Source organism: Mesorhizobium sp. LNHC252B00 (genome assembly GCF_000502955.1).
Lineage (GTDB): Bacteria > Pseudomonadota > Alphaproteobacteria > Rhizobiales > Rhizobiaceae > Mesorhizobium.
Window position 1 is genome coordinate 328,700 of record NZ_AYWO01000003.1, and the last position, 26,228, is coordinate 354,927.

Below are 26,228 nucleotides of genomic sequence, written 5' to 3' on the forward strand. Positions count from 1 at the left end.
CATGGTCAACCAAGAAGATAAAATTCGATGCTGATCACCTGCCCCTATTGCGGCCCGCGCGACGTCATCGAGTTTACCTATCAAGGTGACGGCAACCGTCAGCGTCCCGACCCTGCCTCGCAGAATTTCGAGGCGTGGAACGCCTATGTCTACGACCGCCTGAACCCGGCCGGCGAACACAACGAGATCTGGCAGCATTCCGGTGGTTGCCGCGCGCATCTGAGGGTCGTGCGCAACACGCTGACGCATGAGATTTCCAGCGTCGCCTTTGTGCGCGGCGATCATGGCTCGGCCGCGCGCCGCAAGGCGGAGGACAAGGCATGAGCCCGCGCCGCACCGACACCGGCGGCCGCATCGACCGGCTGAAAACGATCCGCTTCACCTTCGACGGCGCGACCTACACCGGCCATGCCGGCGACACGCTGGCGTCGGCCCTGCTGGCCAAGGGCATCACCCTCTTCGGTCGCTCGTTCAAATACCACCGCCCGCGCGGCCTGGTCACCGCAGGCATCGAGGAGCCCAACGCCCTGGTGACAGTGCTGAGGGGCGAGGTTCGCGAGCCTAATATTCCGGCGACCATGGTCGAGATCCATGACGGGCTGGTTGCCATCAGCCAGAACCGCTTTCCCTCGCTTACCTGGGACATCAACGCCGTCAACCAGCTCGGCGGCAAGATCCTGTCGGCCGGCTTCTACTACAAGACGTTCATGGGACCGGTGTTCGGTCCGCTGAAGGGCACGCGCTTCTGGATGTTTTGCGAGCATTTCATCCGTCGTGCCGCCGGGCTCGGCAGCGCCGGATCGGCCAAGGACCCGGCCCGCTACGAGCGCATGAACGCATTTTGCGATGTGCTGGTGGTCGGCTCCGGCCCGGCCGGCCTGATGGCAGCCAAGACCGCCGCCGATCTGGGCGTCCGCGTCATGCTGGCCGATCTCGAACCGCGTTTCGGCGGCTCGGCCAACTGGTCCGACGAGACCATCGATGGCGCATCGGCCGCCGATTGGGCTCGCCGCATCGTCGCCCAGCTCGAAGGCCGCGACAATGTCCGGCTTTTGCCGCGCACCACGGTGTGGGGCTACTACGATAACAACACGCTCGCCGCGCTCGAACGGGTCAACGATCACAAGGAGCAGCCAGGCAAAGGCGAGCCGCGCCATCGCTACTGGGCGATCCGCGCCAAATCCGTGGTGCTGGCCACCGGCGCTTTCGAACGGCCGCTGGTGTTCCCCGGCAATGACCGGCCAGGCGTGATGCTGGCGCATGCCGCCGAGCGCTATGCCAACGAGTTCGGCGTGCTGCCGGGGGAGCGGATCGCGCTGTTCACCAACAATGACAGCGCCTATGGCGCGGCTGTCGCCTTGAAGAGGGCCGGCGCCGCGATCGTCGCCATCGCCGATATCAGGCCGGAGCTTTCGCCAGAAATGCGCAAGTTGGCCGCGGAAGTCGAAGCCGAGATCTTCGCCGGTCACGCCGTCATCGCCACCGAAGGTGGCAAGGCGCTGTCCGGTCTCAAGTTGCAACGCTTCGACATGACCAACGGAACGCTCACCGGCGATGCGCGCAGCATCCATGCCGATTGCCTGCTGATGTCAGGCGGCTGGTCGCCGACCATTCATCTCGCAAGTCAGGCTGGCGCCAAAGCGGAATGGAACGAGGCGTTGCAAGCTTTCCTGCCGCCGAAGCCGACGCAGAAATGGGTCGGCGCCGGCGCCTTCAACGGCCATTTCATGACCCTCGAGGCAATACTGGACGGCCGCAACGCGGGTTTTTCGGCGGTCGGCGCAACAGTCACGCCGATGGCGTACCCGATTATCGAATCCTTGCCTTGTGACCCCCGTCCTGCCCCGGTGTTCGAGATCAGGGCCAAGGGCAAGAGCTTTGTCGACTTCCAGCACGACGTCACCGCCGAGGACGTGCGGCTGGCGCACCGCGAAGGCTTTGTCTCGGTCGAGCATCTAAAGCGCTACACCACGCTCGGCATGGCGACCGACCAGGGCAAGAGCTCCAACGTGCCCGGCCTTGCCATCATGGCCGAAGCGCTGGGCAAGCCGATCCCAGAGGTCGGCACGACGCGTTTCCGGCCGCCCTTTGCGCCGGTTTCCATTGGTTCGCTGGCGGCCGAGCGCTTCGGCGACCTGAAGCCCGAACGGCTGACGCCGATGCATGACTGGCATCTAGCCAATGGTGCAACGATGTATTCCGCCGGCCTCTGGTACCGTCCGATGATCTATGGCCATGCCGGCGAGACGGTCGAGCAGGCCTATGTCCGCGAAGCCAAGGCGACGCGCGAGAGCGCCGGCATCGTCGATGTCTCGACACTGGGCAAGATTGCGGTGCAAGGGCCCGACGCCGCTCTGTTCCTCGACCGCGTCTATACCAACATGTTTTCGACGCTCGCCGTCGGCAAGGCCCGCTACGGCCTGATGCTGCGCGAGGACGGCCTCGCCTTCGACGACGGCACCACCTGGCGACTCGGCGAGCAGGATTTCCTGATGACCACCACCACGGCCAACGCTGGCAAGGTGATGCAGCATCTCGAATATTTCCTCGACGTGATCTGGCCGGACCTGAAAGTCCACGTCACCTCGGTGACCGACGAATGGGCGGGCGCCGCGATCGGCGGGCCCAAGGCCAGGCAGATCCTTGCTACATGTGTCACTGGCACAGCGGTGGACAACGCTACCTTGCCGTTCATGGGCATCGTTCGTGGCGAGATATCAGGCGTACCGGTGATGATTTGCCGGCTGTCTTTCTCCGGTGAAATGGCCTTCGAAGTCTATTCCGGCGCCGGCTACGGCACCCATGTCTGGGAAGCCTTGATCGAGGCCGGCAAGCCATTCGGGCTGGTCACCTACGGGCTCGAGGCGCTCGGCACGATGCGCATCGAGAAAGGTCATGTCACCGGCGCCGAGATCGATGGCCGCACCACTGCGCGCGATTTGCATCTCGACTGGATGCTGTCGAAGAAGAAGCCGTTCATCGGCTCGGCGATGATGGACCGCGAAGGCCTGATCGCCGCTGACCGCCTGGAACTGGTCGGCCTGATTTCGCTCGACAACCGGCCACTCAACGGCGGCGCGCACATCGTCGAAGAACTGGACGAGGCCAATCCGCACGGTTCCATCGGCCACATCACCGCCTGCTGCTATTCGCCGGCGCTCGGCAAGCATATCGCGCTTGCGCTGATCAAGGGCGGCAAGGCCAGGCAGGGCACGCGCGCCCATGTCTCCGATCCCTTGCGCAAGCGGTTCGGACCGGTCGAGATCGTCTCCAACCACTTCTTCGATCCGGATGGGAGTCGCATGCATGGTTGAGCGCCAATCACCCGAGCGCAAGCCGCCAGAGCACTTGTCGCCACTCGAGCCGGAATTTCACGTCGGCTCGCACGGCAATTTCGAGCATGGCGTCGAAATCATCCTGACCGAAACGACGCCGGGCTCGATCGTGCAGCTCGCCGCCTGGCCCGGCGAGGAGAAGAAGCTGATTGCAGCCATCCGCACCGTCACTGGGCTTGCGCTGCCCGATGGCGCCGGCGGCGGTGTGAGCGACGGCGTGAAGTCGGTGTTCGGCTTCGCGCCAGGAAAGTTCACCGTTGCCGACGAGGCCGAGGGGCTGGCCGCGGCCTTTGCCAAGGTGGTTACCCCGGCCATCGGTACCGTCACCGACCTCTCGCATGGCCGCACCGCCATCCGCATCGCCGGGCCGAAGGCCGAATGGGTGCTGGCGAAATTCTTCGCCATCGACTTTTCGCTGCCGGCCTTCCCGGTCGGCGCCGGCCGGTCGACCACCCATCACGACGTCTTCGCCCAGATCCAGCGCACCGGCGCCGACCAGTTCGACATCTACGTCTTCCGCTCCTTCGCCCGGTCGTTCTGGAAGGCGCTCTGTCATGCAAGCGAGGAAGTTGGCTACGAGGTGCAGTAGAGGCGGCCGGCCTCTCGCCGACGACTTCCGCCTCCTGTTCGTGATTGAGGGCGTCATCACGCTCTGTGCGCTGCTTGCCTACCTACCACCTGGGTTCCTAGCCGGACCGGCTTACTCGCTGAACGTCACCCACTCTTCCAGCGGCACGCGGTCGGTGCGGAAGGTGTTTTCCGGTTTGGATAGGTCCTCATGGCCAAGCGCCATACCGCAGACGACGATCTCCTCGTCGGGAATGTTGAGCACCGGCCTTATCTGCCGATGGTAGGGTGCAAACGCTGCCTGTGGGCAAGTGTGCAAACCCCTACCGCGCGCCGCGACCATGATGTTCTGCAGGAACATGCCGTAGTCGATCCATGAGCCTTGGTTGAGCCGGCGGTCGATGGTGAAGATCATGCCGACCGGCGCGTCGAAGAAGACGAAGTTGCGGTCGTGCTGGGCGCGCATCTTGTCGACCTCGCGGCGGCCGATGCCGAGCGCGCCGTAGAGGCCGAAGCCGTTGGCGCGGCGCCGGGTCAGGTACGGCTCGAAGAACTGGGTGGGATAGTAGCGGTACTCGTCCCAGTCGGCTTTTTCGGCGCGAATGCCAGAATTGAGAATGGCGTCGGTAATCTGCTGCTTGGTCTCGCCCTTGGTGACATAGACCTTCCACGGCTGCATGTTGGTGCCCGACGGAGCCCGCGCTGCAACTGCCAGAATGGCGCGGATCGTATCGTCGTCGACCATGTCGGGCAGGAAAGCGCGCACCGAGCGGCGCGACAGAATCGCCTCGTCGACGATCTCGGCCTCGCTCGCGATTCGAGTGTTGTTTTCCAGCATGGGCCGTCCCTTAACCCTCGTCTCGACCAGACGTCCCCACTCGCCGTTCGTGCCCGAGCCTTTGCATGAACCATCAAAATCGTGCAAGCAAATCTTGAGCAAGCGTGAAAATCCACTTGATTTTTTCATGCGCTTGATTTCTCATGAAATTTATGCGGATTTTTTCATGAAGTGAGCGCCTTGCCTTCGCCTACAGCAAGTACATTGCAGGGACCTGACGAACGCGTGCTGGCCGGCGATATTAGGGCCTTGCGCAAACTGCGTGGTCTGACGCTGGCGGAGATCGGCCTGAAGCTTGGCCGTTCGGTCGGTTGGGTCAGTCAGGTGGAGCGTGGCTTGTCAACGCCATCGCTCAGCGACCTCAGAGCTTTCGCCGAACTGTTTGGTGTGCCGATCAGCCTGTTCTTCAGCCATGACGTGCCTGTCGAAAGCGAGCGCGGCGTGGTTGTGCGCGCCGGCAGACGTCGCACGCTTGGCACAAGCGAAACCGGCTTGGTGGAGGAGCTTCTGTCGCCCGATCTCGGCGGTAGCTTCGAAATGGTGCGTTCGGTCTTCGCGCCGGGTGCCGAACTGAAGGCCGAGGCACAGCGGCCGACCGAGGAAGCCGGGTACGTCGCATCCGGACTGTTCGACATCGAAATAGCCGGCGTCTGGCATCGGCTTGGCGAGGGCGATTCCTTTCGCTTCGAAGGCAAGCCCTACCGTTGGCGCAATCCGGGTTCCGAGCCGGCAATTGTCATCTGGGTGGTTTCACCACCAGTCTATTGAAGAATGCATGTCGCCCAAAAGTGTGCAGCGGTTTTGGGAGAACGACATGCATCAAAACAAAAATAGAAGCGCGACGCGCTTCAGGTTTGGGAGAAGAACATGGCGGGTTTGCCGAGCACGGCTCGCGTGGTGATCATCGGAGGCGGTGCCGTCGGCACCTCCTCGCTCTATCATCTCGCTAAGGCGGGCTGGACCGAGTGCGTGCTTCTGGAAAAGAACGAGCTGACCTCCGGCTCGACCTGGCATGCTGCCGGCAACGTCCCGACCTTCTCCTCGTCCTGGTCGCTGATGAACATGCAGCGCTATTCGACCGAGCTTTATCGCGGGCTGGCCGAAGCGGTCGACTATCCCATGAACTACCACGTTACCGGTTCGCTGCGCCTTGCTCATACGAAAGAGCGTATGCAGGAGTTTCAGCGCGCCAAGGGCATGGGCCGCTATCAGGGCATGGACATCGACATTGTCGGCGTCGATGAGATCAAGCGCCGCTATCCCTTCATCGAGACGCATGATTTGAAGGGCGCGCTCTACGATCCGAGCGATGGCGACATCGATCCGGCGCAGCTCACGCAGGCGCTGGCCAAGGGCGCACGCGACATGGGCGCGAAAATCATCCGTTTCTGCCCGGTCACAGGCGTGCGCCGCGAGAACGACGAATGGGTGGTCGAGACAGCGCAAGGCGAGATCCGCTGCGAGATCGTCGTCAATGCTGCCGGTTACCGCGCCGCCGAAGTCGGCAAGATGTTCGGCCGCGAGGTACCGATGATGGTGATGAGCCATCAGTACATATTGTTCGAGGAAATTGCGGAACTGGCGGCGTGGTCGAAGGAACAGGGCAAGAAATTGCCGCTGCTGCGCGACGTCGACACCTCCTACTATTTGCGCCAGGAAAAGAACGGCATGAACCTCGGCCCCTACGAGCGCAATTGCCGCGCGCATTGGGCCACCCACAACGATCCGATGCCGGAGGATTTTTCCTTCCAGCTGTTCCCCGACGATCTCGACCGGCTCGAACATTATCTGGCCGACGCCGTCGCCCGCGTGCCGATCCTGGGCACGGCCGGCCTGTCCAAGATCATCAATGGGCCGATCCCCTACACGCCGGACGGCAACCCGTTGATCGGGCCGATGCCCGGCGTTCCCAATGCCTTCGAGGCCTGCGTCTTCACCTTCGGCATCGCCCAGGGCGGCGGCGCCGGCAAGGTGCTGGCCGAATGGGTGACCGAAGGCCAGACCGAATGGGACATGTGGTCGTGCGATCCGCGCCGCTTCACGTCCTTTGCCTCGGCGCCAGACTATTGCGTCGCCAAGGGCATGGAGATCTATGGCAACGAATACGCCATCCAGTTTCCGCGCCATGTCTGGCCTGAAGGCCGCGACCGCAAGCTGTCGCCGATCCACGATCGCATCAAGGCGTTCGGAGCCCGCTTCGACGCCTACAATGGTTGGGAGCGCGCCACCTGGTATGCGAAAGACGGCGATGATGTTTCCGAGGAAGCCACACTGACCTTCCGCCGCGACGGACCATGGCAGCATCGCGTGCGCGAAGAATGCCTGGCGGTGCGCGACGCAGCCGGCATCCTCGACCTGCCAGGCTTCTCGCGCTTCAACCTCGACGGCCCGGGCGCCGCCGAATGGCTGAGCCTGCAGGTTACCGGGCTGGTGCCGAAACCCGGCCGCATCGGCCTCGTCTATTTCGCCGACGACAAGGGCCGCATCGTCACCGAAATGTCCGTCGTGCGTCACGACGAGAATTTGATGACGCTGATCACCGCGGCGGTCGCGCAATGGCATGATTTCGAATGGCTGAAGTCGCGCATGCCCAAGGATGCACCATTCAAGTTGATCGACCGGACCGAGGAATTCTCGACACAGGTCCTGGCCGGCCCCAACTCGCGAAAAATTCTCGCCGATGTCTGCGAAGCCGACCTCGCTCTGCCATGGCTGACGCATCAGGAGACCAAGATCGCCGGCCGCTGGGCGAAACTTGTGCGCGTCTCCTTCGCCGGCGAACTCGGCTGGGAGATCCACACAAGGGTCGACGACACTGCCGCCATCTTCGACGCGGTCTGCGCGGCAGGACAGCAGCACGGACTGAAGCCGTTCGGCATGTATGCGCTGGATTCGCTCAGGCTTGAAAAAGGCTACCGCACCTGGAAGGGCGACCTTTCGACCGACTATTCGATCCTGCAAGGCGGGCTCGAGCGCTTCGTCAAATGGGATAAGCCCGAGTTCCGCGGCAAGTCGGCGTTGCTGAACGAAAAACAACAGGGTGTGAAGAAGCGTTTCGTCACGCTGATCGTCGAAAATCCCGGCGACTGCGACGCTCCCTACATGTCGACGCTGTGGCATGACGGCCGGATCGTCGGCGAGACGACGTCGGGCGGCTGGGGCCATCGAATCGATAAATCGATCGCGCTCGGCATGCTGCGCGCCGACCTGACCGAACCCGGCACCACAATCGAGGTCGAAATCTTCGGCGACCGTTTCCAGGCGGTCGTGCAGAAAGATGAGCCGCTATGGGATCCGAAGAACGAGAGGCTGCGCGCATGAAGAGGATCATTCTCACCGATGGCGGCATGGGACAGGAACTGGTTCGCCGCAGCAAATCCGAGCCGACACCGCTCTGGTCGGCCAGGGTGCTGATCGATGAGCCGGATCTGGTGCGCGGCCTGCACGCGGAATTCATCCGTGCCGGCGCTCGCGTCATCACCATCAACACCTATTCAGCGACACCCGAACGCCTGGCGCGTGAGGGCGCCGAGGACCTCTTCAAGCCATTGCAGAAGCGCGGCATCGAATTGGCGAGGCAAGCCCGCGACGAGGCCGGCGATGCGGCGATCGCCGGCTGCCTGTCGCCGCTGTTCGGCAGTTACGCACCGGCACTGACCATTTCATATCAGGATACGCTCGACATCTACCGGCGCGTCGTTGCCGAGCAGGCTGATGGCGTCGACCTGTTCCTGTGCGAAACCATGGCGTCCGCAGAGGAGGCGCGCGCGGCAGTCACCGCGGCATCGGAAAGCGGCAAGCCCGTATGGGTCTCGTGGACGCTGGCCGATCACGGCAAACCGCGGCTGCGCAGCGGCGAGGCAATAACCGCCGCGGCAAGCGCGCTCGACGGCTTGGCAGTCACTGCACGGCTGCTCAACTGCTGCCGGCCGGAAGCGATTGCCGCGGCACTGCCTGAATTGATCGACCTCGGCGGCCCGGTCGGCGCCTATGCCAACGGCTTCACCTCCACCGAAGCGCTCAAGCACGGCGGCACCGTCGACGTGCTGCATGCCCGACATGATCTCGGCCCGGACGCCTATGCCGACCAGGCGATCGGCTGGGTGGAGGCCGGCGCGGACATTGTCGGTGGTTGCTGCGAGGTTGGACCGCCGCATATCGCAGCTCTGCGCGACCGGCTCGAACAGGCCGGCTACGAAATTTCGGGAGTTTTTCATGCCTAAGCCATCATCGCGCATCTCCGGCATCGTGCCTTCGGGCAAGGACGGCTGGGAAGTCCATTCGGCCGCCTGGGCCCGCAAGGAGGCCGGCGAAGACATCATCATGCTGTCGGTCGGCGACCATGATTTCGACACGTCCTCGCAAACCATCGAAGCCTGCGTGACAGCGGTTCGCGGCAGCAACCACCACTACACCCCGCTTCCCGGCTTGCCGCGCCTGCGCAAGGCGATGGCGGCGGCCTCGAGCGCCTGCACCGGCGTCGAGACGACACCAGATCAGGTCATCGCCACGCCCGGCGGCCAGGCCGCGCTCTACGCGGCCATCCAGGCCGTGCTCGACCAGGGTGACCACGCCATCGTCGTGGCGCCCTACTACGCCACCTATCCAAACACGTTCAGCGCTGCAGGCGCCGATTTCACCGTCGTCGAGACGCCCGCCGAAGACGGCTTCCAACCGCGTGCCGACATGATCCGGGCGGCACTCCGGCCGAACACGCGCGCCATCCTGATCAACACGCCGAACAACCCGACCGGTGCGGTCTATTCGCGAGAGCGGCTCGAACAACTCGCCGAGGTCTGCAGGGAGCATGACCTCTGGCTGCTATCCGACGAGGTCTACTGGACACTGGGCGGCGGCGAGCACGTCTCGCCGCGCTCGCTGCCCGGGATGGCCGAGCGCACGCTGGTCATCAATTCGATGTCGAAGAGCCACGGCATGACCGGCTGGCGCATGGGCTGGCTGACAGGCCCGGAGGCGATGATCACACTGCTCACCAATCTCAATCTGGTGACGACTTACGGCTTGCCGGCCTTCATCTCGATCGCCTGCGCCGAGGCGCTGGAGAACCGCTATGGCGTCAAGGAGATCGCCGAGCGTTATGCGGCGCGCCGTACCGTCCTGCTCGACGCCGTGCGCGGCATGAACAATGTCAACGTGCGCGGTTCCGAGGGCGGCATGTTTGTCATGCTCGACATCAGTGCGTTCGAACCCGACGACGAGAAATTCGCCTGGGCTCTGCTCGACAAGGAAAATGTCGCCGTGATGCCCGGCTCCAGCTTCGGCGAAGCCGCAGCCGGCCATATTCGCATCAGCCTCTGCCAGCCCGAACTCGTGCTGCAGGAAGCAGCGCTCCGGCTGCGCCGCTTTGCCTCCAGCTACCGTCGCGAGGCCGCATGACGGGCAAGGCAGTTCCCGCCAAAGCAAGAGCCGTCATCATCGGCGGCGGCGTCTCCGGCTGTTCGGTCGCCTATCACCTTGCCAAGCTCGGCTGGACCGACATCGTGCTCCTGGAACGCAAGCAGCTGACGTCGGGCACGACATGGCATGCCGCCGGCCTGATCGGCCAGTTGCGCGGTTCGCAGAACATGACGCGGCTGGCGAAATATTCCGCCGACCTCTACGTCAAGCTGGAAGCCGAGACCGAGGTCGGCACCGGCATGCGCCAGGTTGGCTCGATCACCGTGGCGCTGACCGAGGAGCGCAAGCACGAGATTTATCGACAAGCCTCTCTCGCCCGCGCCTTCGATGTCGATGTCCGCGAGATTTCGCCCAATGAAGTCAAAGAGATGTACCCTCATCTCAATGTCTCCGATGTCGTCGGCGCCGTGCATCTGCCGCTCGACGGCCAGTGCGACCCCGCCAACATCGCCATGGCGCTGGCCAAGGGCGCGCGCCAGCGCGGCGCCACAATCGTCGAGAATGTGAAGGTCACCAAGATCCACACCAGGGCCGGTCGCGTCACCGGCGTGTCCTGGGCACAGGGCGAAGACCAAGGCGCCATCGAAGCCGACATCGTCGTCAACTGCGCCGGCATGTGGGCGCGCGAGCTTGGCGCGCAGAACGGCGTCACCATCCCGCTGCACGCCTGCGAGCATTTCTATCTCGTCACCGAGCCGATCCCCGGTCTCGGCCGCCTGCCGGTGCTGCGCGTGCCCGACGAGTGCGCGTATTACAAGGAAGACGCCGGCAAGATGATGCTCGGCGCTTTCGAGCCGGTGGCAAAGCCCTGGGGCATGGACGGCATCCCAGAGGATTTCTGCTTCGACCAACTGCCCGAGGACATGGATCATTTCGAGCCCATCCTCGAAATGGGCGTCAACCGCATGCCGATGCTGGCGACCGCCGGCATCCACACCTTCTTCAACGGCCCCGAGAGTTTCACGCCGGACGACCGCTATTATCTCGGCGAGGCACCAGAATTGTCCGGCTACTGGATGGCGACCGGCTATAATTCGATCGGCATCGTCTCCTCCGGCGGCGCCGGGATGGCGCTGGCGCAGTGGATCAACGATGGCGAAGCGCCTTTCGACCTTTGGGAAGTCGATATCCGCCGCGCCCAGCCGTTCCAGAAGAACCGCCGCTATCTCAAGGAGCGGGTCTCCGAAACGCTCGGCTTGCTCTATGCAGACCATTTCCCTTATCGCCAGATGGCGACATCGAGGAATGTCCGCCGCTCACCCCTGCATGCGCATCTGAAGGCGCGTGGTGCTGTCTTCGGCGAGGTCGCCGGCTGGGAGCGCGCAAACTGGTTCGCCCGTGAAGGCCAGGAGCGCGAATACCGCTATTCCTGGAAGCGGCAGAACTGGTTCGATAACCAGCGCGAAGAACATTTCGCGGTCAGGAACAAGGTCGGCCTGTTCGACATGACCTCCTTCGGCAAGATCCGCGTCGAGGGCCGCGACGCCTGTGCCTTCCTGCAAAAACTATGCGCCAACGACATGGACGTCGCGCCGGGCAAGATCGTCTATACCCAGATGCTCAACCAGCGCGGCGGCATCGAGAGCGACCTCACCGTCTCGCGCCTGTCGGAGACAGCGTTCTTTCTGGTCGTTCCCGGCGCCACGCTGCAGCGCGATCTCGCCTGGCTAAGAAAACACCTCACCGACGAATTCGTCGTCATCACCGATGTCACGGCGGCCGAAAGCGTGCTCTGCCTGATGGGACCGGACTCGCGAAAGCTGATCCAGAAGGTGAGCCCGAACGATTTCTCCAACGAAGCCAATCCGTTCGGCACGTTCCAGGAGATCGAGATCGGCATGGGCCTGGCCCGCGCCCACCGCGTCACCTATGTCGGCGAGCTCGGCTGGGAACTCTACGTCTCGACCGACCAGGCAGCCCATGTCTTCGAAGCAATCGAAGAGGCAGGGGCCGATGTCGGGCTGAAACTCTGCGGCCTGCACACGCTGGATTCCTGCCGCATCGAAAAGGCTTTTCGGCATTTCGGCCATGACATTACCGATGAGGACGACGTGCTGGAAGCCGGCCTCGGCTTCGCGGTTAAAGCGGCCAAGGGCGACTTCATCGGCCGCGATGCCGTGCTGCGCAAGAAGGAAGCCGGACTGTCACGCCGGTTGGTGCAATTCCGCCTGAAGGACCCGCAACCCCTGCTCTTCCACAACGAGGCGATCCTGCGCGACGGCAAGATCGCCGGTCCGATCACATCAGGCAATTACGGCCATCATCTCGGCGGCGCCATCGGGCTCGGCTATGTGCCATGCCAAGGCGAGAGCGAGGCGGACGTGCTGGCCTCATCCTACGAGATCGAGATCGCCGGCGAGCGTTTTGCGGCGGAAGCATCGCTGAAGCCGATGTACGACCCGAAGTCGGAGAGGGTGAGGATATAGCGCAGCCCTACCCTTCTCCCCTTGTGGGAGAAGGTGGATCGGCGCGTAGCGCCGAGACGGATGAGGGGTGTTCCAGCGGAGTGAGACGTTGGCGTTCCCTGGAACACCCCTCATCCGTCGCCTTCGGCGACACCTTCTCCCACAAGGGGAGAAGGGAAAGGCGTGCCACTCAAAACCGCTCCAGCTTCGCCCGCACTTTCGCCAGAAACGCTGCGCGCGACCGTGGCGTCGAGGAATCCATCAGATAGTGCGCCAGGAAGAATGTCCGGCAACGTGTCGCGCACAGCGCCCGCATGCCGCGCAAAAGGGTCTTGCGTCCGGGCTGGCCGACGACGACGCTCCACCAGGTCGGCGCGCCGCAGGTGGTGATGACGCCGACCTTGGTCACATGCGTCATCAGCGACTTGATGCGTCCCTTGCCAGCAGGCAGCTTGAAGGCGACATCCGTCGCCCACACCCGGTCGAGCCAGCCCTTCAGCATCGCCGGCAGCCCATACCACCAGGTCGGATAGACGAACAGGATCGCTTCGGCCCAGTTGAGCAGTTCGAAATGCGGCCTCAGCGCCGGGTCCTGCGGCGCCTGGTCGTTGTAGGAGCGCCGCTCGTCGCAGGTCATCACCGGGTCGAATTTCTCGGCATAGAGGTCGAGCAGCCGCACCTCCCAGCCCCTCGCCTTCAGCACGTCCACGGCGGTATCGCGGATTGCGGCGCAAAAACTCTCCGGCACCGGATGGCAGTAGACCAACAGCGCGCGCATCAGAAGGCGTCCATGCTGGCTGCGACTCTTGCCGCGAAGGCCTTGCGCGTGCCGTCTGTAGACAGGTTCATTGCATAGTGAGCGAGATAGCTCACCGGCGCGCCCGGTTTTACGGTGGCGCGCAGCATACGCTTGATCAATTTGCGGGGCGGATCGCCCATCAGCATGGCGCGGAACCGGCTGCCGCCATAGGTGGTCACCGCTGCGACCTTACGGATATTGTGCAGCGACGGCTGCACCTTGCCGTCGACCAGCTTGAACGAGACGCCCGGCAGGAAGACGCGATCGAAGAAGCCTTTCAGGATCGCCGGAAAGCCGTAGTTCCAGACCGGATAGGAAAGCACCAGCGCATCCGCCCGCAGCAGGCGTTCGACATAGGAAGCCACCGCATCGGAGGAGCCGCGCTGGTTGTGATAGTCCAGCCTTTCCCGGCGCGTCAGCCGATGCAGGCCGGCATTGAAGCTGGTCTCGACCGGATGGGCGTAGAGGACGAGGATGTTCATGGGATGAAGTCTCGCAGGTCAGCGCGAGGCACCCCCCTCTGCCCTGCCGGGCATCTCCCCCGCAAGGGGGGAGATCGGACTGCCGCATCGCTTTCGCCAACTGTCAACGCCGCAGGATGGTCGCGACCGAGAGGCTGCCAATCTCCCCCCTTGCGGGGGAGATGTCCGGCAGGACAGAGGGGGGTGTTCAAGCGCGAACCTCTCATCCCGTCCTCTGCAGCCCCTTGAACAAAAAAGTCCGGCCCGATCGGTAGTCGTAGTCCGGCTTCTCCCAGGCGATCATCTTGCCGGGGTTGAGCAGGCCTTGCGGATCGGTTTCGCGCTTGAAGGCAAGCTGCACCGCGTCGGTCTGCTTCATGCCGCCCTCTTCCAACGTGTAGCGGTGCGGGTTGAAGATCGGGCAGCCATTCTCCTCATGCAGGCGCACGATCTCGTCGAGCCGCGCCTCGGTGGTGAACTTGACCAGCGGCAGGCCGAAGCAGGTGATGTTGCCGTCCAGCCGCACGAACTCCAGATGCGAGAAAACCTCGCCCGGAAACATCGCGTCCATTTTCTCGACCAGCGCCAACTGGTTGGGAAAGGGATAAAGCGATTGCAGATAGGTGATCGAAGGGTCGACGCGCAGCGCCCTCAGCGTCGTGTGATTCCACGCCAATTCATAGGCTGGCGGCAGGCCCTTTTTCTCCTCCGGCGTTACGGTGGCCGCGTTGAAGATCACTTCGCCGCCGGCACGGCGGGTAAAGGCCAGGAAGGCATCCAGCCCATGCCACGCCACCATGACCACGCAAATGCTCTGCCCTTCCCGAAGGAATTTCTGGTGGCGCTTGAAATAGAGCTGCGGCACGGGTGCCGCTATCGGTGTGATCAGCTTGGTCAGGATGCCGTCCTGGCAAGCAAGCGCATTGCCGTAGCGGGCCGCATCCATGAAAGTGTCGAAGCCGACGATGACATCGACCCAATCGTAAGCAGCGGTCAGCGGCATCTCGACTTCGGTGATGATGCCGTTGGTGCCATAGGCATGGGTCACCTTGTGCAGGTCCTCGCCGGTGAGTTCGAGCGCTTTTGGCTCCGCTTCCATCGTCACCACGCGCAGCCGAAGCACATTGCCGAAATCGCGCAGGCCGCCGAAATTGATCGAACCGATGCCACCCGAACCGCCGGCGATGAAGCCGCCGATCGAGGCCGTGTTGTAGGTGGACGGCGACAGCCGAAGCTCCTGGCCGGAATGCGCCCGCGTTGCCTTGTCGATGTCGGCCAGAATGGCTCCCGGTCCGGTCACCACGCGACCTGGCGCGATCGACTTGATTTCATTCATCTCGGCAAGGTTGAGCACTACGCCGCCGGAGAGCGGCATCGCCTGCCCGTAATTGCCGGTGCCGCTGCCGCGCGGCGTCACCGGCACGCCATGGCGATGGCAGGCCGCAAGCACGCGGATCAGTTCGGCCTCGGTCTTCGGCGTCACGATCAAATCGCCGGTGACATGATCGAGCTGCTGCTTCAGCACCGGGCTATACCAATAGAAATCGCGGCTCTTCTGCTGGACGATGGCCGGATTGTCGTCGACCTTCAGGCCTTCGAGATCGCGTTTGAGCGCCGAAACGTCCATCATTCCACCATCAGTTCGTCGAGTTCGGCATAGTCGGGCAATTGCCGGTCGATCGCCCTGCCGCCGCGCACGACAACGCGATCCGATTCGGGCCGCGACAGCAATTCCGTCCAGCTTCGACCTTTGAACACGATGAAATCGGCATCGCCACCAGCGGCGAGCGTACCGAAGCCGTCGAGCCGCATCACTTTGGCCGGCGTCGCGGTGATTGCTTGCGGCCAGTCGGCGACCGGATGATCGAAATGCAGGATGCGCGTCGCCATGCGGTAGACCTCCAGCATGTCGAGATCGCCATAGGCATAGAACGGGTCGCGCGTATTGTCGGATGCGACCGCCACCGGAATGCCCCTCGCCTTCATCTCATGCAGCAGCGTCACGCCACGCCAGCGCGGCGTGGTGCCGTTGCCGCGCCGGTCCTGCAGATAGAGATTGCACATCGGCAGCGACACGACGGCCAGCCCCGCCTTCGCCACCTTGTCCAGCGTGTCCAGCACATCGAGGTCCGGCTGGCGCGCCAGCGAACAGCAATGGCCGATGAGGATCTTGCTCTCGAAGCCGTTCCAAAGGGCGGCTTCCGCGATCTTCTTCAGCGATATGGCGGCAACATCGCCGGTCTCGTCGGCATGGAAATCGAGATCGAGGCCATGCTTGATCGCCTGCGCGAAGACATGGTCAAGCAGCTCTTCGAGGTCCGGCACCATATAGGTGACGACCCCGAGCACGCCCTTCGCGGCCGCGACCCGCTTGGCCAGCCTGTCGAACCACTTCTTGTCGCGCACGCCCTCGATGCCGAGCAGGCAGGCGCCCTGCAACTCGATGCGGCCGTGCCATGCCTCGCGCATCGTCTCGAACACCGGCCAGGAGATCTCCTCCTGCGGTGCGACGCTATCGAGATGCGTGCGCAGCGCCCTTGTGCCATGGGCGTAGGCTGAACGCAGCGAAAAATCCATACGCCGCGCCACGTCCTCTGCGCTCCAGCGCGCGGCACGGTCGGCGCCGGTGGCGTTCAACGCACCCATGAAGGTGCCGTCGGGATTGGGCATTCGCGGCCAGATATGGCCCTTGTCGATATGCGTGTGGCAGTCGACGAAGCACGGCAGCACTATACGGCCGGCGAGGTCGACGGCATCGGCACGTGCCTTCGATTTGCCATGCGCTGCAATGCTGGCGACTTTGCCGTCGGCGACGGCAATGTCGCCCAGCGCGAAACCGTCACTGTCGTAAGTTGCAGTAAGGCCCGACGTCAGTGATTGATGAACACGGACGTTAGCGAGCTGATAAGAGCCGGAGGCTGGTATCAAGGCCTGCCCCCATCTGTCTTGAGGGGGAGATGTCCGGCAGGACAGAGGGGGGTATTTCGCGCCAACATTATAGTCATCCTAGCGCTCCTGCTTCAGTGCGCTTTCATGCCAGCGCCGCAAGATGAGATGCGAAATCAGCGACAGCACGAGGAAGATCAAAATGCCGGTGAGCGAGATCAAGAACAGCGCCGCGAACAGCCGCGGCGCGTTGAGCCGGTAGCCAGCCTCGATGATACGCGAGGCAAGCCCCGACGACTGGCCGGTGGTGCCGGCGACGAATTCGGCCACGACGGCGCCGATCAGCGACAGGCCGCCGGCGATCTTCAACCCGCCGAGAAAATAAGGCATCGCCGCCGGCAGCCTGAGATAGCGCAACTGCTGCCAGCGCGTCGCACCATTGAGCTTGAACATGTCGCGCAGATTGCGGTCGACGGAGTTGAGGCCAAGCGTGGTGTTGGACAGTATCGGAAAGAAGGCGACGATCCAGGCGCACAGCAGAAGCTTGGTCGTCTGGTCATTCACATAGATGTTGATCAACGGAAAGATCGCCACGATCGGCGTCACCTGCAGCACGATCGCGAAGGGGAAGAACGACATCTCGACCCATTTCGATTGCGCGAACAGCACCGCTAACCCGACCCCGCCGATGACGGCCAGAGCCAGGCTGAGGAAGGTGATGCGCAAAGTGACCAGCAGGGAGGAAAACAGCAGGCCGGCATCGTTGTAGAGCGTCCACAGAACCACACCGGGGCGCGGCAGGATGTACTGCGGAATCTCGTTCCACACGCAGATGCGGTCCCACAGCCAGATCGCCAGGATCATGATCGCCAGCGGCAGCACCCAGCGGCCGATCCGCTCGAAGCGTTCCTGGCGCACCCGGCGTGCTTCCTCGGGGTCGAGTTCGAGCACCCTCTCGTCAATGGCCGTCATGGTGTGTGCCTGCTGTTGCGTTGATGGCCTTGACCAGCACATCGGAGGCCTGGCGGCACAGTGCCGCATAGTCGGGCGAGGTGCGAAACGCCTCGTCGCGAGGATAGGTGGCCTCGATCGCGAGTTCGTCGAACACCCTGCCCGGCCGTGCCGCCATGATGACGACGCGGTTGGAGAGAAAGACGCTTTCGAAGACGCTGTGGGTGACGAACACGACGGTGAAGCGTTCGTCTTGCCACAGCTCCAGCAGATCATTGTTGAGCTTGAAGCGGGTGATCTCGTCGAGTGCCGCGAACGGCTCGTCCATCAAAAGCACACGTGGCTTGGTCACCATGGCCCGCGCAATCGAGACGCGCATCTTCATGCCGCCGGACAGTTCGCGCGGCACCGCGTCTTCGAAACCGGTCAGATGCACCCGCGCCAGCATTTCCGTTATCGCCGGTGTCGCCTTGGCGCGCGAAATGCCTTTCAGCCGAAGCGGCAGCCAGACATTGTCGAAGACATTTGCCCAGGGCAAAAGCGTCGGCTCCTGGAAGACGAAGCCGATGTTCGAGCGGTCAAGCGAGCCGCCGCCGCGCCAGTCGAGCACGCCGGAGGTCGGCGTCGACAGGCCGGCGATCAGCCGCAGCGCCGTCGACTTGCCGCAACCCGATGGTCCGAGCAGGCTGAGGAAATCGCCTTCCCGGATCGTCAGGTCGACATCGCTCAGCGCCGTCACACCGTTGGAAAAAACCTTGCCGACGCCACGCAGCGCCAGAAGCGTCGAGGACGTGCCCGACGCAGACGGCGCTGGCGCCACTTTTTCCTGCATCATGCCGGGACGGCCTACTTCTTCAGCTCGAGCCCGACGCCCTTGTTGACGAAGGTCAGCGTGTAGGCCTTCTTGACGTCGATGCCGGCTGGCGTGACCTTGGCCTTGACCATCTTGTCGTAGAAGCTCTGGACCCGCGCATCGGTCATTGCGCCGATTCCGAGCTTTTCCGTGTCGCCGGAATCGGCCAGGCCGAACTTCTTCATCTGATCGATCGAGAACGCGATCTGCTCGTCGTTCATGTCGGGGTTGTCTTTCTTGATCATGTCGTTGGCGGCCTTGTTGTCGCCGTAGAGATATTTGTACCAGCCCTTGGCCGAGCCATCGACGAAGCACTGGACCACCTCCGGCTTCTTGTCGATCGTGTCCTGCATCACCTCGATCGTCGTCGCGTAGGTGTCCCAGCCATAGTCGGCCAGCAGGAACTGGTTCGGCACGAAGCCGCCTTCCTTCTTTACCGCGAACGGCTCGGAGGTGACGTAGCCCTGCTGGATCGACTTCTTGTCGGCGAGGAAAGGAGCGGTGTTGTAGGTGTAGGGCGCGCGCTTGGAGGCGTCGAAACCGAGTTCGATGACCATCCATTGGAAGAAGGTCTGCACGCCCTCGTCGCCCAATATGTATTGGTCGGCGTTCTTCAGGTCTTCCCACTTGTCGAGCCCTTCGCCGGGGTGGGACATGATGACCTGCGGATCCTTCTGGAAGTCCGCCGCCACCACGCGCATCGGAATGCCTTGCTGGACGGCATCGAAAGCCGACAGGAGATTGCCGCCCATGTAGAAATCGATCTTGCCGGCAAGCAGCATCGGCCGACCGCTGACCTGCGGGCCGCCCTGCATGATGGTGACATCGAGGCCGCAGGCAGCGTAGGTGCCATCGGCCACGGATTGATAATATCCGCCATGTTCCGGCTCGGCCAACCAGTTGGTGCCGAAGGTGACTTTCTCATTCGCAGCGGCACTCAGCGTGCCGGCTGCAAGCAGCGCCACCACCGCCGCCGAAATCTTCTGTTTTCCGTACATCGACACCACCCTCTGTTTGCTCCGGCGCGCCACGCGCCAAGCTCGACACCAAAGAATCAAGAAGCAAGACATATGCCACCAGCGCCTTGCGCCGGGACCGCCCGCTTGCACCACAGCCATCTGCGAAAGCCGGACAAGGTCGTGCTGCACGAGAGGCATCGTGCCTATTTTTTGAACGCCTGTCCACAATCGCACCAGCAACATGCACCGCCATCTTGAATGCGTGACGGGTCAGGCCTTAGGCTGGCGGCATCCAGGAGATTGCCATGTTCAAATTCCTCACCCCGAAGTCGATCAAGCCGCCCTTTGCCCGCTACAGCCATGGCGTCGAAGTGCCGGCCGGCAAGCGGCTGGTACTGTGCTCGGGCCAGGTTGCCATTACGGCGGACGACGAGATCCCGGAAGACGCGGGGGCACAAGCCGAGCTCTGTTTCCGCAACATCGCCGCGGTGCTCGGCGAGGCCGGGCTGGCCCTCGGGGATATCGTGCGCATCAACGCCTATGTTACCGACCGCGCGCATCTGCGGCCTTACATGGATGTCCGCGACCGCCTGTTCTCCAGCCCCGCTCCGGCATCGACGCTGATGATCGTCTCCGGATTTGCGCGGCCCGAATTCAAGGTCGAGGTCGAGGCGATCGCGGCTGGGTGATCGACAGGCCGTCCTTCCCGCGCTAGGTCTGGCTGGTTGATCGAAGAGGCATGACATGACGGTTGCGAAGAAGCGCGTNGAGGTCGAGGCCATCGCGGCCGGGTGATCGACAGGCCGGCCGCACCGCGCTAGGTCTGACCTGATCATTGAAGAGGCGCGACATGACTACTGGCAAGAAACGCGTATGGTGGGGCGACTACCGGACCACCGAATACGCCTCGATCGATCCGGAGGCGACGGTCGCCGTGCTGCCGGTGGCTGCGATCGAGCAGCATGGACCGCACCTGCCTGTTTCGACCGACACCTCGATCATGAATGGCATGCTGGACACGGTCATCTCGCGCCTGCCTGATGATCTCGACATCCGAATCCTGCCGGTCCAGGCAGTGGGCAAGTCGAACGAGCATCTGCACGCGCCGGGCACCCTCACCTTGCCGGCAACCACGCTGATCGAAGCTTGGACCGAGCTAGGCCTGTCGATCGCGCGCGCCGGCGTGCGAAAACTGGTCGTCGTCAATTCGCACGGTGGCAACGAGGAGATCATGGGCATCGTCACGCGCGAATTGCGCGTGCGCGAAAAAATGCTGGCGGTGAAGACCAGCTGGCAGCGTTTTGGCCGCCCGGCCGGCATGTACACCGAGCTCGAGGACCGTCACGGCATCCATGGCGGCGATGTCGAGACCTCGCTGATGCTGCATTTCCGGCCGGACCTTGTCGACATGGGCAAGGCCGACAATTTCGTTTCCAACGTCGCCAAGGCCGAAAAGGAATTCTCGCTGCTGCGCCACACCGGCACCCACGCCTTTGCCTGGATCGCTAGCGATCTCAACCCGAATGGCGTGGTCGGCGACGCCAGCATCGCCACATCGGAAAAAGGCCGGCTGACGGCAGAATATCAGGCCGATGGTTTCATCAGCCTGCTGCGGGATGTGCGCAAGGCGAAACTCGTCGACTGGCTGAAATAGCTAGCCGTCAATCTTGAGCGCGAAAGGCGTGCCTTCGAAAGCGTCGGCACCGCGCCCGATCGCTTCGATCGCCTCGACCATGCGGCCGTTGCGATCGAGCAGCGTGTCGGCCACCGCAATCAGTCGCGGATTGGGTGTCGCCGATGGTGACAGCGCTCGCAGCGTTTGAGCCAGTTCGGCCTCGTCGCGTTTCGGCGCCAGTGCTGCAGCGATGATATAGGCCGAGGCGGTCGAGCGGCTGATGCCGGCATAGCAATGCACGACCATCGGCCTTGCCCGGTCCCAGCGGCGCGCGAAATCGAGCAGGTTGCGGACATGATCCTCGCCCGGCATGGTCATGCCGTCCTGCGCCACCGCAATGTCATGCATGACCAGGTGCAGATGGTTTTCACTCGCTATCGAGGCGGGACGTACCACCTCCGTTCCAGCGGCAAGCAGCGACAGCATGCGCTCGGCACCGGTCCTTGCCACCGTTTCCTCGATCTTTGCCAACGAGCAGACATAGATCATTGCTTCGAACCCTTTGATCGATCCTCGCGCCGCGCCGTCCATTCGGCAAGAGCGGATTCAAGCCGCTGCCATTCCTCCTCGCTCCCCGGCAGGCCGGCGCGCAGGACATGTGGCCGGTCGGCAAAATGCCGAAGCAGGATGCCGCGCTCGCCAAGGGCTGCAAACAGGCCATCGGCATCGGCCAGGCGGAGATAGCGAAACAAGGTCGTGCCGCCCGCGACGAGAATGCCGAAGCGGCCGAACAGCGTATCGAGCCGCGCCGATGCTTCCGCAAGGGATGCCCGCATCGCGTCCTGCCAGTCAATGTCGGCAAGCGCGCGGATGCCGTATTCAAGCGCCGGGCCGGCGACAGCCCATGGCCCGAATTGCGTTTCCAGCCGTTCGACCGTCGCTACATCGCACAGTGCGAACCCGAGCCGCAGCCCGGCAAGACCGAAGAACTTGCCGAACGAGCGCAGGACGACGATGCCGCCACTCTCGACATCGCCGGCAAGGCTATGTTCACGCGGGCCGACATCCATGAACGCCTCGTCGACGACCAGCAGCCCGCCCTTGGCGCGCAGTCGGGCGGCCAGCGCCAGCAAACGGTCCCGCTCGACGATGCGTCCATCCGGATTGTTCGGATTGACGACAATGGCAAGGTCGGCGTCTGCCAGCGCTTCGAAATCGTTGACCTCCAACACTCGGTGTCCGGCGATCGCCGCAGCGCGGGCATGTTCGGCATAGGTCGGCCCCAGCACCAAAGCCTTGCCGGGCGCGATCAGCGATGCAACGCGCGGCAATAGGATCTGCGTGCCCGGTGCCGCCGCGAGGTTGGCTGGCGACGGCGCGCCGTAGGTGCTGGCCGCGATCTCTAACAGGTCACGCGTGCGCGCGGCCTCCGGCAATCGCGACAGCGAGGTGGCGGGCAGGTCGAAAAGCGGGTAGGAGTGCGGATTGATACCGGTCGAGAGGTCGACGAAAGGCCGCGAAGCGTGAGGGAACAGCGCCCTCGCCCGGCCAAGACTTCCACCATGGTCCACCGCTCCTTCAAGAAGCTTCATGTCAGTTCTGATCGCTTTCCTGTCATTGGCCGTCGAATTCGCCCTCGGCTATCCCGACTGGCTGTTTCGCGCCATCGGCCATCCCGTGACATGGTTCGGCAGGCTGATATCCTTTCTCGACCGCAGGCTCAACCACGCTGCTGATCCCGACGCACTGCGTCGCAAGCGCGGTGTCCAGGCGCTGCTGGTCATCGTGCTCGTGCCGGCGCTGATCGGCCTCGGCATGCAGATCCTGCTCTGGTTCGTTCCCATGGGACTCATCATCACGGCCCTTCTGGCAACCTCGCTCCTGTCGCAGAAAAGCCTTTACGAACATGTCGAGGCGGTGGCGGACGCGCTCGACACTGGCGGCCTCGCTCTGGGCCGCGTGGCCGTCTCGCGCATCGTTGGCCGCGATCCCGAGACGCTGGACAGGGCCGGTATCAGCCGCGCGGCGATCGAGAGCCTGGCCGAGAATTTTTCCGATGGCATCGTCGCTCCCGCCTTCTGGACCGGAATCGGCGGCCTCGCCGGCGGCGCCGCCTACAAGGCCGCCAATACCGCCGATTCGATGATCGGTCACCGTACCCCGCGCCATGAGGCGTTCGGCTGGGCGGCGGCACGCTTCGACGATTGGATCAATTTGCCGGCGTCACGGCTGACGGCGCTGCTGATCGTGCTGGCGGCTTTCCTGGTCAGGGACGCCGACCCGCGCAATGCCTGGCACGCGGTGTGGCGCGACGCGAAGAAGCACCGCTCGCCGAATGCCGGCTGGCCGGAAGCGGCGATGGCTGGCGCGCTCGGCCTGGCACTCGCCGGGCCGCGCAGCTACGGCGGCGTCCTGGTCGACGACGTCTTCATGGGCGGAGGCGGCCGCCGCGAAGCCGACAGCACCGATATAAGGCAGGCGCTGAAACTCTATCGCGTCGCCGACTATCTGCTGATTGCGCTGTTCGGGCTGATTTCGATCATCGTCATTGTGGCGTGACCTATTTCACCCTCCCCCTTGTGGGCAGGGGAATCGCATATGAGTAAGAGTAAGTCTTGCGTTGAGTGGAAAGGTTGATTCTTTNCCCCTCAAGGGGCAGGGGAATCGCATATGAGTAAGAGTAAGTCTTGCGTTGAGTGGAAAGGTTGATTCTTTAGGGGCCTTCTCTTTGAAGAGGAGACCCAATGCCGTTTCTGCTTTCGATTTTGCGTGAAATTCGGGATCCGCGTGACATCAACGCGCGTCATGATCTGGCGGAGCTTCTGTTCTTGGCTCTGCTTGCGACCCTGTGTGGGGCCAAGAGCTGTGTTGACATTGCCGATTTTGTTGAGGGTCGGGAAGACGAGCTGAGAGAGATCGTGGCGCTGGAGCATGGTTGCCCGAGCCACGACACGTTCAGCCGGGTGTTTCGACTTCTTGATGCCGATGAGCTTTCGCGCAGCTTTGCCGCTTTCATGGCAGCGCTGCGACAAACGCTCGGGCCTTCGCCGCGCGGCGTGGTGGCGGTCGACGGCAAATCGCTGCGGCGCGGCTACACTAAGGGTCGGGTCTTTATGCCGCCTTTGATGGTGAGCGTGTGGGACGCCGAGACGAGGCTGTCGATTGCCGCTGCCCGCGCGCCCGAGGGCGACGAGGTCACAGCCACGCTGGATCTTCTGAAGAGCTTGGATTTGAAGGGCTGCACGGTGACGGCGGATGCGCTGCACTGCCGTCCCGACACCGCCAAGGCGCTGATCGGCAAGAAGGCGCATTATGCGCTGGGGCTGAAAGGCAATCGTCCCAAGCTGTTCGCTGCGGCGGAGCGAAGCTTCGCCGCAGCTGCCGAGATCGCCTTCTTCGAGACCAGCGAAAGCGCGCATGGNGTTCGCTGCGGCGGAGCGAAGCTTCGCCGCAGCTGCCGAGATCGCCTTCTTCGAGACCAGCGAAAGCGCGCATGGTCGCACCGAAACACGAAGAGCCTCGGTCCTGCCGCTCAAACGGCTGCTGGATCCGCCGGCCTTTCCCGGCCTCAAGGCGATCGGCCGCATCGAGGCCTCGCGCAGCGTGGCGGGCGGCAAACCCACCACCTCGGTCCGCTATGTCGCGCTTTCCAAAGTGCTCATGCCCAAAAGACTGGCCGAGACCGTCAGAGCACATTGGACCATCGAGAACCAGTTGCACTGGAGCCTCGATGTNGTCTTCCATGAGGACGATGCCCGAACCCGCAAGGATAACGGGCCGCAAAACCTGGCCATCATCAGACGCCTCGCCCAAAACATCTTGCAAGCCCATCCTCTCGACAAACCCATCGCCAGCAAGATGCGAAGAGCCAGATGGAACAGAGACTTCCTCTTCNTGCAAGCCCATCCTCTCGACAAACCCATCGCCAGCAAGATGCGAAGAGCCAGATGGAACAGAGACTTCCTCTTCCAGCTCTTTACTCATATGCGATAGCCCTGCCCACAAGGGGGAGGGAATGCTGCCGCGCGCCTTTTGTTCATCATACTCGGCGTCGACTTTCGGTAGTTTGCCGGTATCCGCGCCTGCGAGAATTTCCCTCCCCCTTGTGGGGAGGGGTTAGGGGTGGGGGTATTCGTAGGGCGCACGCCTTTGCCCCTTTGCGATTGCCTTGGCGGCTTCCCCCTCACTGACCGGCAGCGGCGATCAGCTTTTGCGCCAGATCGAGTGTCAGGGCGTCGAAATGCGAGATCACAGCCGACGGTTCGAATTCGCGCACGTGGCGGTCGGTGTAGCCGAAATCGACCGCAACCACCGGAATGCCGGCCGCTTTTGCGGTGTCGATGTCGGTCTGCGAATCGCCGACCATCAGTGCGCGGTGGGGATCGCCGCCGGCCAGCTTGATGGTCTCGGTGAGGTGGCGCGGGTCGGGCTTGCGGAAGGCGAACGTATCCTGTCCGGCGATGGCCGCGAAATGCCTGGTCATGCCGAGCGCCTCGATCAGTGCAAGTGAGTTGGCTTCGTATTTGTTGGTGCAGATGGCCAGGATATAGCCGGCTTCCTCGAAGCGCGCGATGGCTTCGACGACGCCGGGGTAGGGGCGTGATTTGCCGGGGATGTTGAGGGTGTAGTGATCGAGGAAAAGCTTGAGCAGCCGGTCGTGCTCCTCGACATCAAGCGATCGCCGCTGGGCGGCGTGCGCCCGTTCGATCATCACGCGGCCGCCGTGGCCGACAAAGCGTCTGAAGCCGGCCTCGTCGACCGCCGAGATCTGGCTGGCGGCAAGGNCAAGGCTGTGGTTCAGGCTGTCGAGCAGGTCCGGCGCCGTATCGATCAGCGTACCGTCAAGGTCGAACACGATGATCGGGCGGGTCATGGTCTGTCCTGGGCCAAGTTTATGCAATGGGCAGGCGATAGCGGCTGCGGCGCGTCAAGGCAAGCTCACTGGGCAAGCGCACGGGGCCAGCCTGGTCAGGGAGATATCGGGCGGGGCATTTCGCGGCGAGCCGCCAGAAATGGAAAACCCGCCATGGCGGCGGGTTGTTGGCGCAAATCAGCACCATAGACAAATATGTAGCACAGCTGCCGTCACCGGTCAACGCGTTTAAGGAAATAATTCCTAATATCCGTCGCCCCTGCGTCGC

The 26,228-nt window shown here is 63.2% G+C and carries 24 protein-coding genes; 12 read left to right on the forward strand and 12 right to left on the reverse strand.

Translation table 11 applies throughout. The features are described from left to right. Positions 1 to 27: 27 nt before the first annotated feature. The 3 genes from X744_RS163705 to X744_RS163695 are packed head-to-tail and all read left to right on the forward strand — an operon-like array spanning position 28 to position 3,924. Entirely contained in the window at positions 28 to 324 is a 297-nt protein-coding gene (locus tag X744_RS163705) for a sarcosine oxidase subunit delta (RefSeq protein WP_023757771.1), read from the forward strand. Continuing rightward, positions 321 to 3,314: a sarcosine oxidase subunit alpha gene (locus tag X744_RS163700; protein WP_023757772.1), complete on the forward strand. Its 2,994-nt coding sequence runs from the start codon at positions 321 to 323 to the stop codon at positions 3,312 to 3,314. The genes X744_RS163705 and X744_RS163700 overlap by 4 nt, the downstream gene beginning before the upstream one ends. Then, positions 3,307 to 3,924, forward strand: coding sequence for a sarcosine oxidase subunit gamma (locus X744_RS163695; RefSeq protein WP_023757773.1), 618 nt, complete (start codon positions 3,307 to 3,309; stop codon positions 3,922 to 3,924). The genes X744_RS163700 and X744_RS163695 overlap by 8 nt, the downstream gene beginning before the upstream one ends. Before the next feature lie 111 nt (positions 3,925 to 4,035). Here X744_RS163695 and X744_RS163690 read toward each other — a convergent pair whose 3' ends face one another. Beyond that, positions 4,036 to 4,740 (reverse strand): nitroreductase, encoded by a 705-nt coding sequence (locus X744_RS163690; protein ID WP_023757774.1) that lies wholly within the window; start codon positions 4,738 to 4,740, stop codon positions 4,036 to 4,038. Between the two features lie 204 nt (positions 4,741 to 4,944). Here X744_RS163690 and X744_RS163685 point away from each other — a divergent pair, with 204 nt between their 5' ends. The 5 genes from X744_RS163685 (at position 4,945) to X744_RS163665 (ending at position 12,584) form a co-directional block, all read left to right on the forward strand. Beyond that, a complete protein-coding gene (locus tag X744_RS163685; RefSeq protein ID WP_031259669.1) occupies positions 4,945 to 5,508 on the forward strand; it encodes an XRE family transcriptional regulator in 564 nt (187 codons plus the stop codon). Between the two features lie 99 nt (positions 5,509 to 5,607). Further along, the gene (locus X744_RS163680; protein WP_023757776.1) at positions 5,608 to 8,061 is read left to right on the forward strand and encodes an FAD-dependent oxidoreductase; all 2,454 of its coding nucleotides are present in this window, start codon (positions 5,608 to 5,610) and stop codon (positions 8,059 to 8,061) included. Further along, the gene (locus X744_RS163675) at positions 8,058 to 8,963 is read left to right on the forward strand and encodes a homocysteine S-methyltransferase family protein (RefSeq protein ID WP_023757777.1); all 906 of its coding nucleotides are present in this window, start codon (positions 8,058 to 8,060) and stop codon (positions 8,961 to 8,963) included. The genes X744_RS163680 and X744_RS163675 overlap by 4 nt, the downstream gene beginning before the upstream one ends. After that, complete coding sequence (locus X744_RS163670; RefSeq protein ID WP_023757778.1) at positions 8,956 to 10,137, forward strand: pyridoxal phosphate-dependent aminotransferase; 1,182 nt, start codon at positions 8,956 to 8,958, stop codon at positions 10,135 to 10,137. The genes X744_RS163675 and X744_RS163670 overlap by 8 nt, the downstream gene beginning before the upstream one ends. After that, complete coding sequence (locus tag X744_RS163665; protein ID WP_023757779.1) at positions 10,134 to 12,584, forward strand: FAD-dependent oxidoreductase; 2,451 nt, start codon at positions 10,134 to 10,136, stop codon at positions 12,582 to 12,584. The genes X744_RS163670 and X744_RS163665 overlap by 4 nt, the downstream gene beginning before the upstream one ends. Positions 12,585 to 12,753: 169 nt before the next feature. Here the strand turns inward: X744_RS163665 and X744_RS163660 are convergent, their stop codons facing one another. The 7 genes from X744_RS163660 to X744_RS163630 all read right to left on the reverse strand — a co-directional run bounded on the left by X744_RS163660 (position 12,754) and on the right by X744_RS163630 (position 19,511). Further along, positions 12,754 to 13,341, reverse strand: coding sequence for an NAD(P)H-dependent oxidoreductase (locus X744_RS163660; RefSeq protein WP_023757780.1), 588 nt, complete (start codon positions 13,339 to 13,341; stop codon positions 12,754 to 12,756). Continuing rightward, complete coding sequence (locus X744_RS163655) at positions 13,341 to 13,844, reverse strand: NAD(P)H-dependent oxidoreductase (RefSeq protein WP_023757781.1); 504 nt, start codon at positions 13,842 to 13,844, stop codon at positions 13,341 to 13,343. Before X744_RS163655 ends, X744_RS163660 begins: the two co-directional genes overlap by 1 nt. Before the next feature lie 202 nt (positions 13,845 to 14,046). Further along, on the reverse strand, positions 14,047 to 15,450 hold the full coding sequence (locus X744_RS163650; protein WP_031259671.1) for an FAD-binding oxidoreductase: 1,404 nt from the start codon (positions 15,448 to 15,450) through the stop codon (positions 14,047 to 14,049). Beyond that, the gene (locus X744_RS163645; protein ID WP_023757783.1) at positions 15,450 to 16,751 is read right to left on the reverse strand and encodes a cytosine deaminase; all 1,302 of its coding nucleotides are present in this window, start codon (positions 16,749 to 16,751) and stop codon (positions 15,450 to 15,452) included. Before X744_RS163645 ends, X744_RS163650 begins: the two co-directional genes overlap by 1 nt. A 78-nt stretch (positions 16,752 to 16,829) precedes the next feature. After that, positions 16,830 to 17,681 carry an ABC transporter permease gene (locus X744_RS163640; RefSeq protein WP_023757784.1) on the reverse strand — a complete coding sequence of 284 codons (852 nt, stop codon included), beginning with the start codon at positions 17,679 to 17,681 and terminating at the stop codon, positions 16,830 to 16,832. Further along, complete coding sequence (locus X744_RS163635) at positions 17,668 to 18,495, reverse strand: ABC transporter ATP-binding protein (protein ID WP_023757785.1); 828 nt, start codon at positions 18,493 to 18,495, stop codon at positions 17,668 to 17,670. The genes X744_RS163640 and X744_RS163635 overlap by 14 nt, the downstream gene beginning before the upstream one ends. An 11-nt stretch (positions 18,496 to 18,506) precedes the next feature. Then, entirely contained in the window at positions 18,507 to 19,511 is a 1,005-nt protein-coding gene (locus X744_RS163630; RefSeq protein ID WP_023757786.1) for an ABC transporter substrate-binding protein, read from the reverse strand. Positions 19,512 to 19,777: 266 nt separating this feature from the next. Here X744_RS163630 and X744_RS163625 point away from each other — a divergent pair, with 266 nt between their 5' ends. Together X744_RS163625 and X744_RS163620 are read left to right on the forward strand one after the other, a co-directional pair. Next, entirely contained in the window at positions 19,778 to 20,161 is a 384-nt protein-coding gene (locus X744_RS163625; RefSeq protein WP_023757787.1) for a RidA family protein, read from the forward strand. A gap of 161 nt (positions 20,162 to 20,322) precedes the next feature. Then, complete coding sequence (locus X744_RS163620) at positions 20,323 to 21,126, forward strand: creatininase family protein (RefSeq protein WP_023757788.1); 804 nt, start codon at positions 20,323 to 20,325, stop codon at positions 21,124 to 21,126. Here X744_RS163620 and X744_RS163615 read toward each other — a convergent pair whose 3' ends face one another. Continuing rightward, complete coding sequence (locus X744_RS163615; RefSeq protein ID WP_023757789.1) at positions 21,127 to 21,636, reverse strand: tyrosine phosphatase family protein; 510 nt, start codon at positions 21,634 to 21,636, stop codon at positions 21,127 to 21,129. Beyond that, positions 21,633 to 22,679, reverse strand: coding sequence for a threonine-phosphate decarboxylase CobD (gene cobD, locus X744_RS163610; RefSeq protein ID WP_023757790.1), 1,047 nt, complete (start codon positions 22,677 to 22,679; stop codon positions 21,633 to 21,635). The genes X744_RS163615 and cobD overlap by 4 nt, the downstream gene beginning before the upstream one ends. Between cobD and cbiB the strand changes: the two genes are divergently transcribed. Next, positions 22,678 to 23,646: an adenosylcobinamide-phosphate synthase CbiB gene (cbiB, locus tag X744_RS163605; RefSeq protein WP_023757791.1), complete on the forward strand. Its 969-nt coding sequence runs from the start codon at positions 22,678 to 22,680 to the stop codon at positions 23,644 to 23,646. The genes cobD and cbiB overlap by 2 nt on opposite strands. A gap of 89 nt (positions 23,647 to 23,735) precedes the next feature. On the opposite strand, the gene X744_RS1000000175910 is transcribed toward cbiB, so the two are convergent. Then, positions 23,736 to 24,506 (reverse strand): hypothetical protein, encoded by a 771-nt coding sequence (locus X744_RS1000000175910; RefSeq protein ID WP_032907005.1) that lies wholly within the window; start codon positions 24,504 to 24,506, stop codon positions 23,736 to 23,738. Between X744_RS1000000175910 and X744_RS1000000175915 the strand changes: the two genes are divergently transcribed. Next, entirely contained in the window at positions 24,505 to 25,080 is a 576-nt protein-coding gene (locus X744_RS1000000175915) for an ISAs1 family transposase (protein WP_050589479.1), read from the forward strand. The genes X744_RS1000000175910 and X744_RS1000000175915 overlap by 2 nt on opposite strands. A gap of 190 nt (positions 25,081 to 25,270) precedes the next feature. Here X744_RS1000000175915 and X744_RS163600 read toward each other — a convergent pair whose 3' ends face one another. Then, on the reverse strand, positions 25,271 to 25,960 hold the full coding sequence (locus X744_RS163600) for a phosphoglycolate phosphatase (protein WP_023757792.1): 690 nt from the start codon (positions 25,958 to 25,960) through the stop codon (positions 25,271 to 25,273). Positions 25,961 to 26,228: the final 268 nt, after the last annotated feature.

Bases quoted from the DNA above. Each gene is read 5' to 3' on its own strand.
- X744_RS163705 (WP_023757771.1), top strand. From the start codon at position 28: ATGCTGATCACCTGCCCCTATTGCGGCCCGCGCGACGTCATCGAGTTT.
- X744_RS163700 (WP_023757772.1), top strand. From the start codon at position 321: ATGAGCCCGCGCCGCACCGACACCGGCGGCCGCATCGACCGGCTGAAA.
- X744_RS163695 (WP_023757773.1), top strand. From the start codon at position 3,307: ATGGTTGAGCGCCAATCACCCGAGCGCAAGCCGCCAGAGCACTTGTCG.
- X744_RS163690 (WP_023757774.1), bottom strand. From the start codon at position 4,740: ATGCTGGAAAACAACACTCGAATCGCGAGCGAGGCCGAGATCGTCGAC.
- X744_RS163680 (WP_023757776.1), top strand. From the start codon at position 5,608: ATGGCGGGTTTGCCGAGCACGGCTCGCGTGGTGATCATCGGAGGCGGT.
- X744_RS163675 (WP_023757777.1), top strand. From the start codon at position 8,058: ATGAAGAGGATCATTCTCACCGATGGCGGCATGGGACAGGAACTGGTT.
- X744_RS163670 (WP_023757778.1), top strand. From the start codon at position 8,956: ATGCCTAAGCCATCATCGCGCATCTCCGGCATCGTGCCTTCGGGCAAG.
- X744_RS163665 (WP_023757779.1), top strand. From the start codon at position 10,134: ATGACGGGCAAGGCAGTTCCCGCCAAAGCAAGAGCCGTCATCATCGGC.
- X744_RS163660 (WP_023757780.1), bottom strand. From the start codon at position 13,341: ATGCGCGCGCTGTTGGTCTACTGCCATCCGGTGCCGGAGAGTTTTTGC.
- X744_RS163655 (WP_023757781.1), bottom strand. From the start codon at position 13,844: ATGAACATCCTCGTCCTCTACGCCCATCCGGTCGAGACCAGCTTCAAT.
- X744_RS163650 (WP_031259671.1), bottom strand. From the start codon at position 15,450: ATGGACGTTTCGGCGCTCAAACGCGATCTCGAAGGCCTGAAGGTCGAC.
- X744_RS163640 (WP_023757784.1), bottom strand. From the start codon at position 17,681: ATGACGGCCATTGACGAGAGGGTGCTCGAACTCGACCCCGAGGAAGCA.
- X744_RS163635 (WP_023757785.1), bottom strand. From the start codon at position 18,495: ATGATGCAGGAAAAAGTGGCGCCAGCGCCGTCTGCGTCGGGCACGTCC.
- X744_RS163630 (WP_023757786.1), bottom strand. From the start codon at position 19,511: ATGTACGGAAAACAGAAGATTTCGGCGGCGGTGGTGGCGCTGCTTGCA.
- X744_RS163625 (WP_023757787.1), top strand. From the start codon at position 19,778: ATGTTCAAATTCCTCACCCCGAAGTCGATCAAGCCGCCCTTTGCCCGC.
- X744_RS163620 (WP_023757788.1), top strand. From the start codon at position 20,323: ATGACTACTGGCAAGAAACGCGTATGGTGGGGCGACTACCGGACCACC.
- X744_RS163615 (WP_023757789.1), bottom strand. From the start codon at position 21,636: ATGATCTATGTCTGCTCGTTGGCAAAGATCGAGGAAACGGTGGCAAGG.
- cbiB (WP_023757791.1), top strand. From the start codon at position 22,678: ATGTCAGTTCTGATCGCTTTCCTGTCATTGGCCGTCGAATTCGCCCTC.
- cobD (WP_023757790.1), bottom strand. From the start codon at position 22,679: ATGAAGCTTCTTGAAGGAGCGGTGGACCATGGTGGAAGTCTTGGCCGG.
- X744_RS1000000175910 (WP_032907005.1), bottom strand. From the start codon at position 24,506: ATGCGCGCTTTCGCTGGTCTCGAAGAAGGCGATCTCGGCAGCTGCGGC.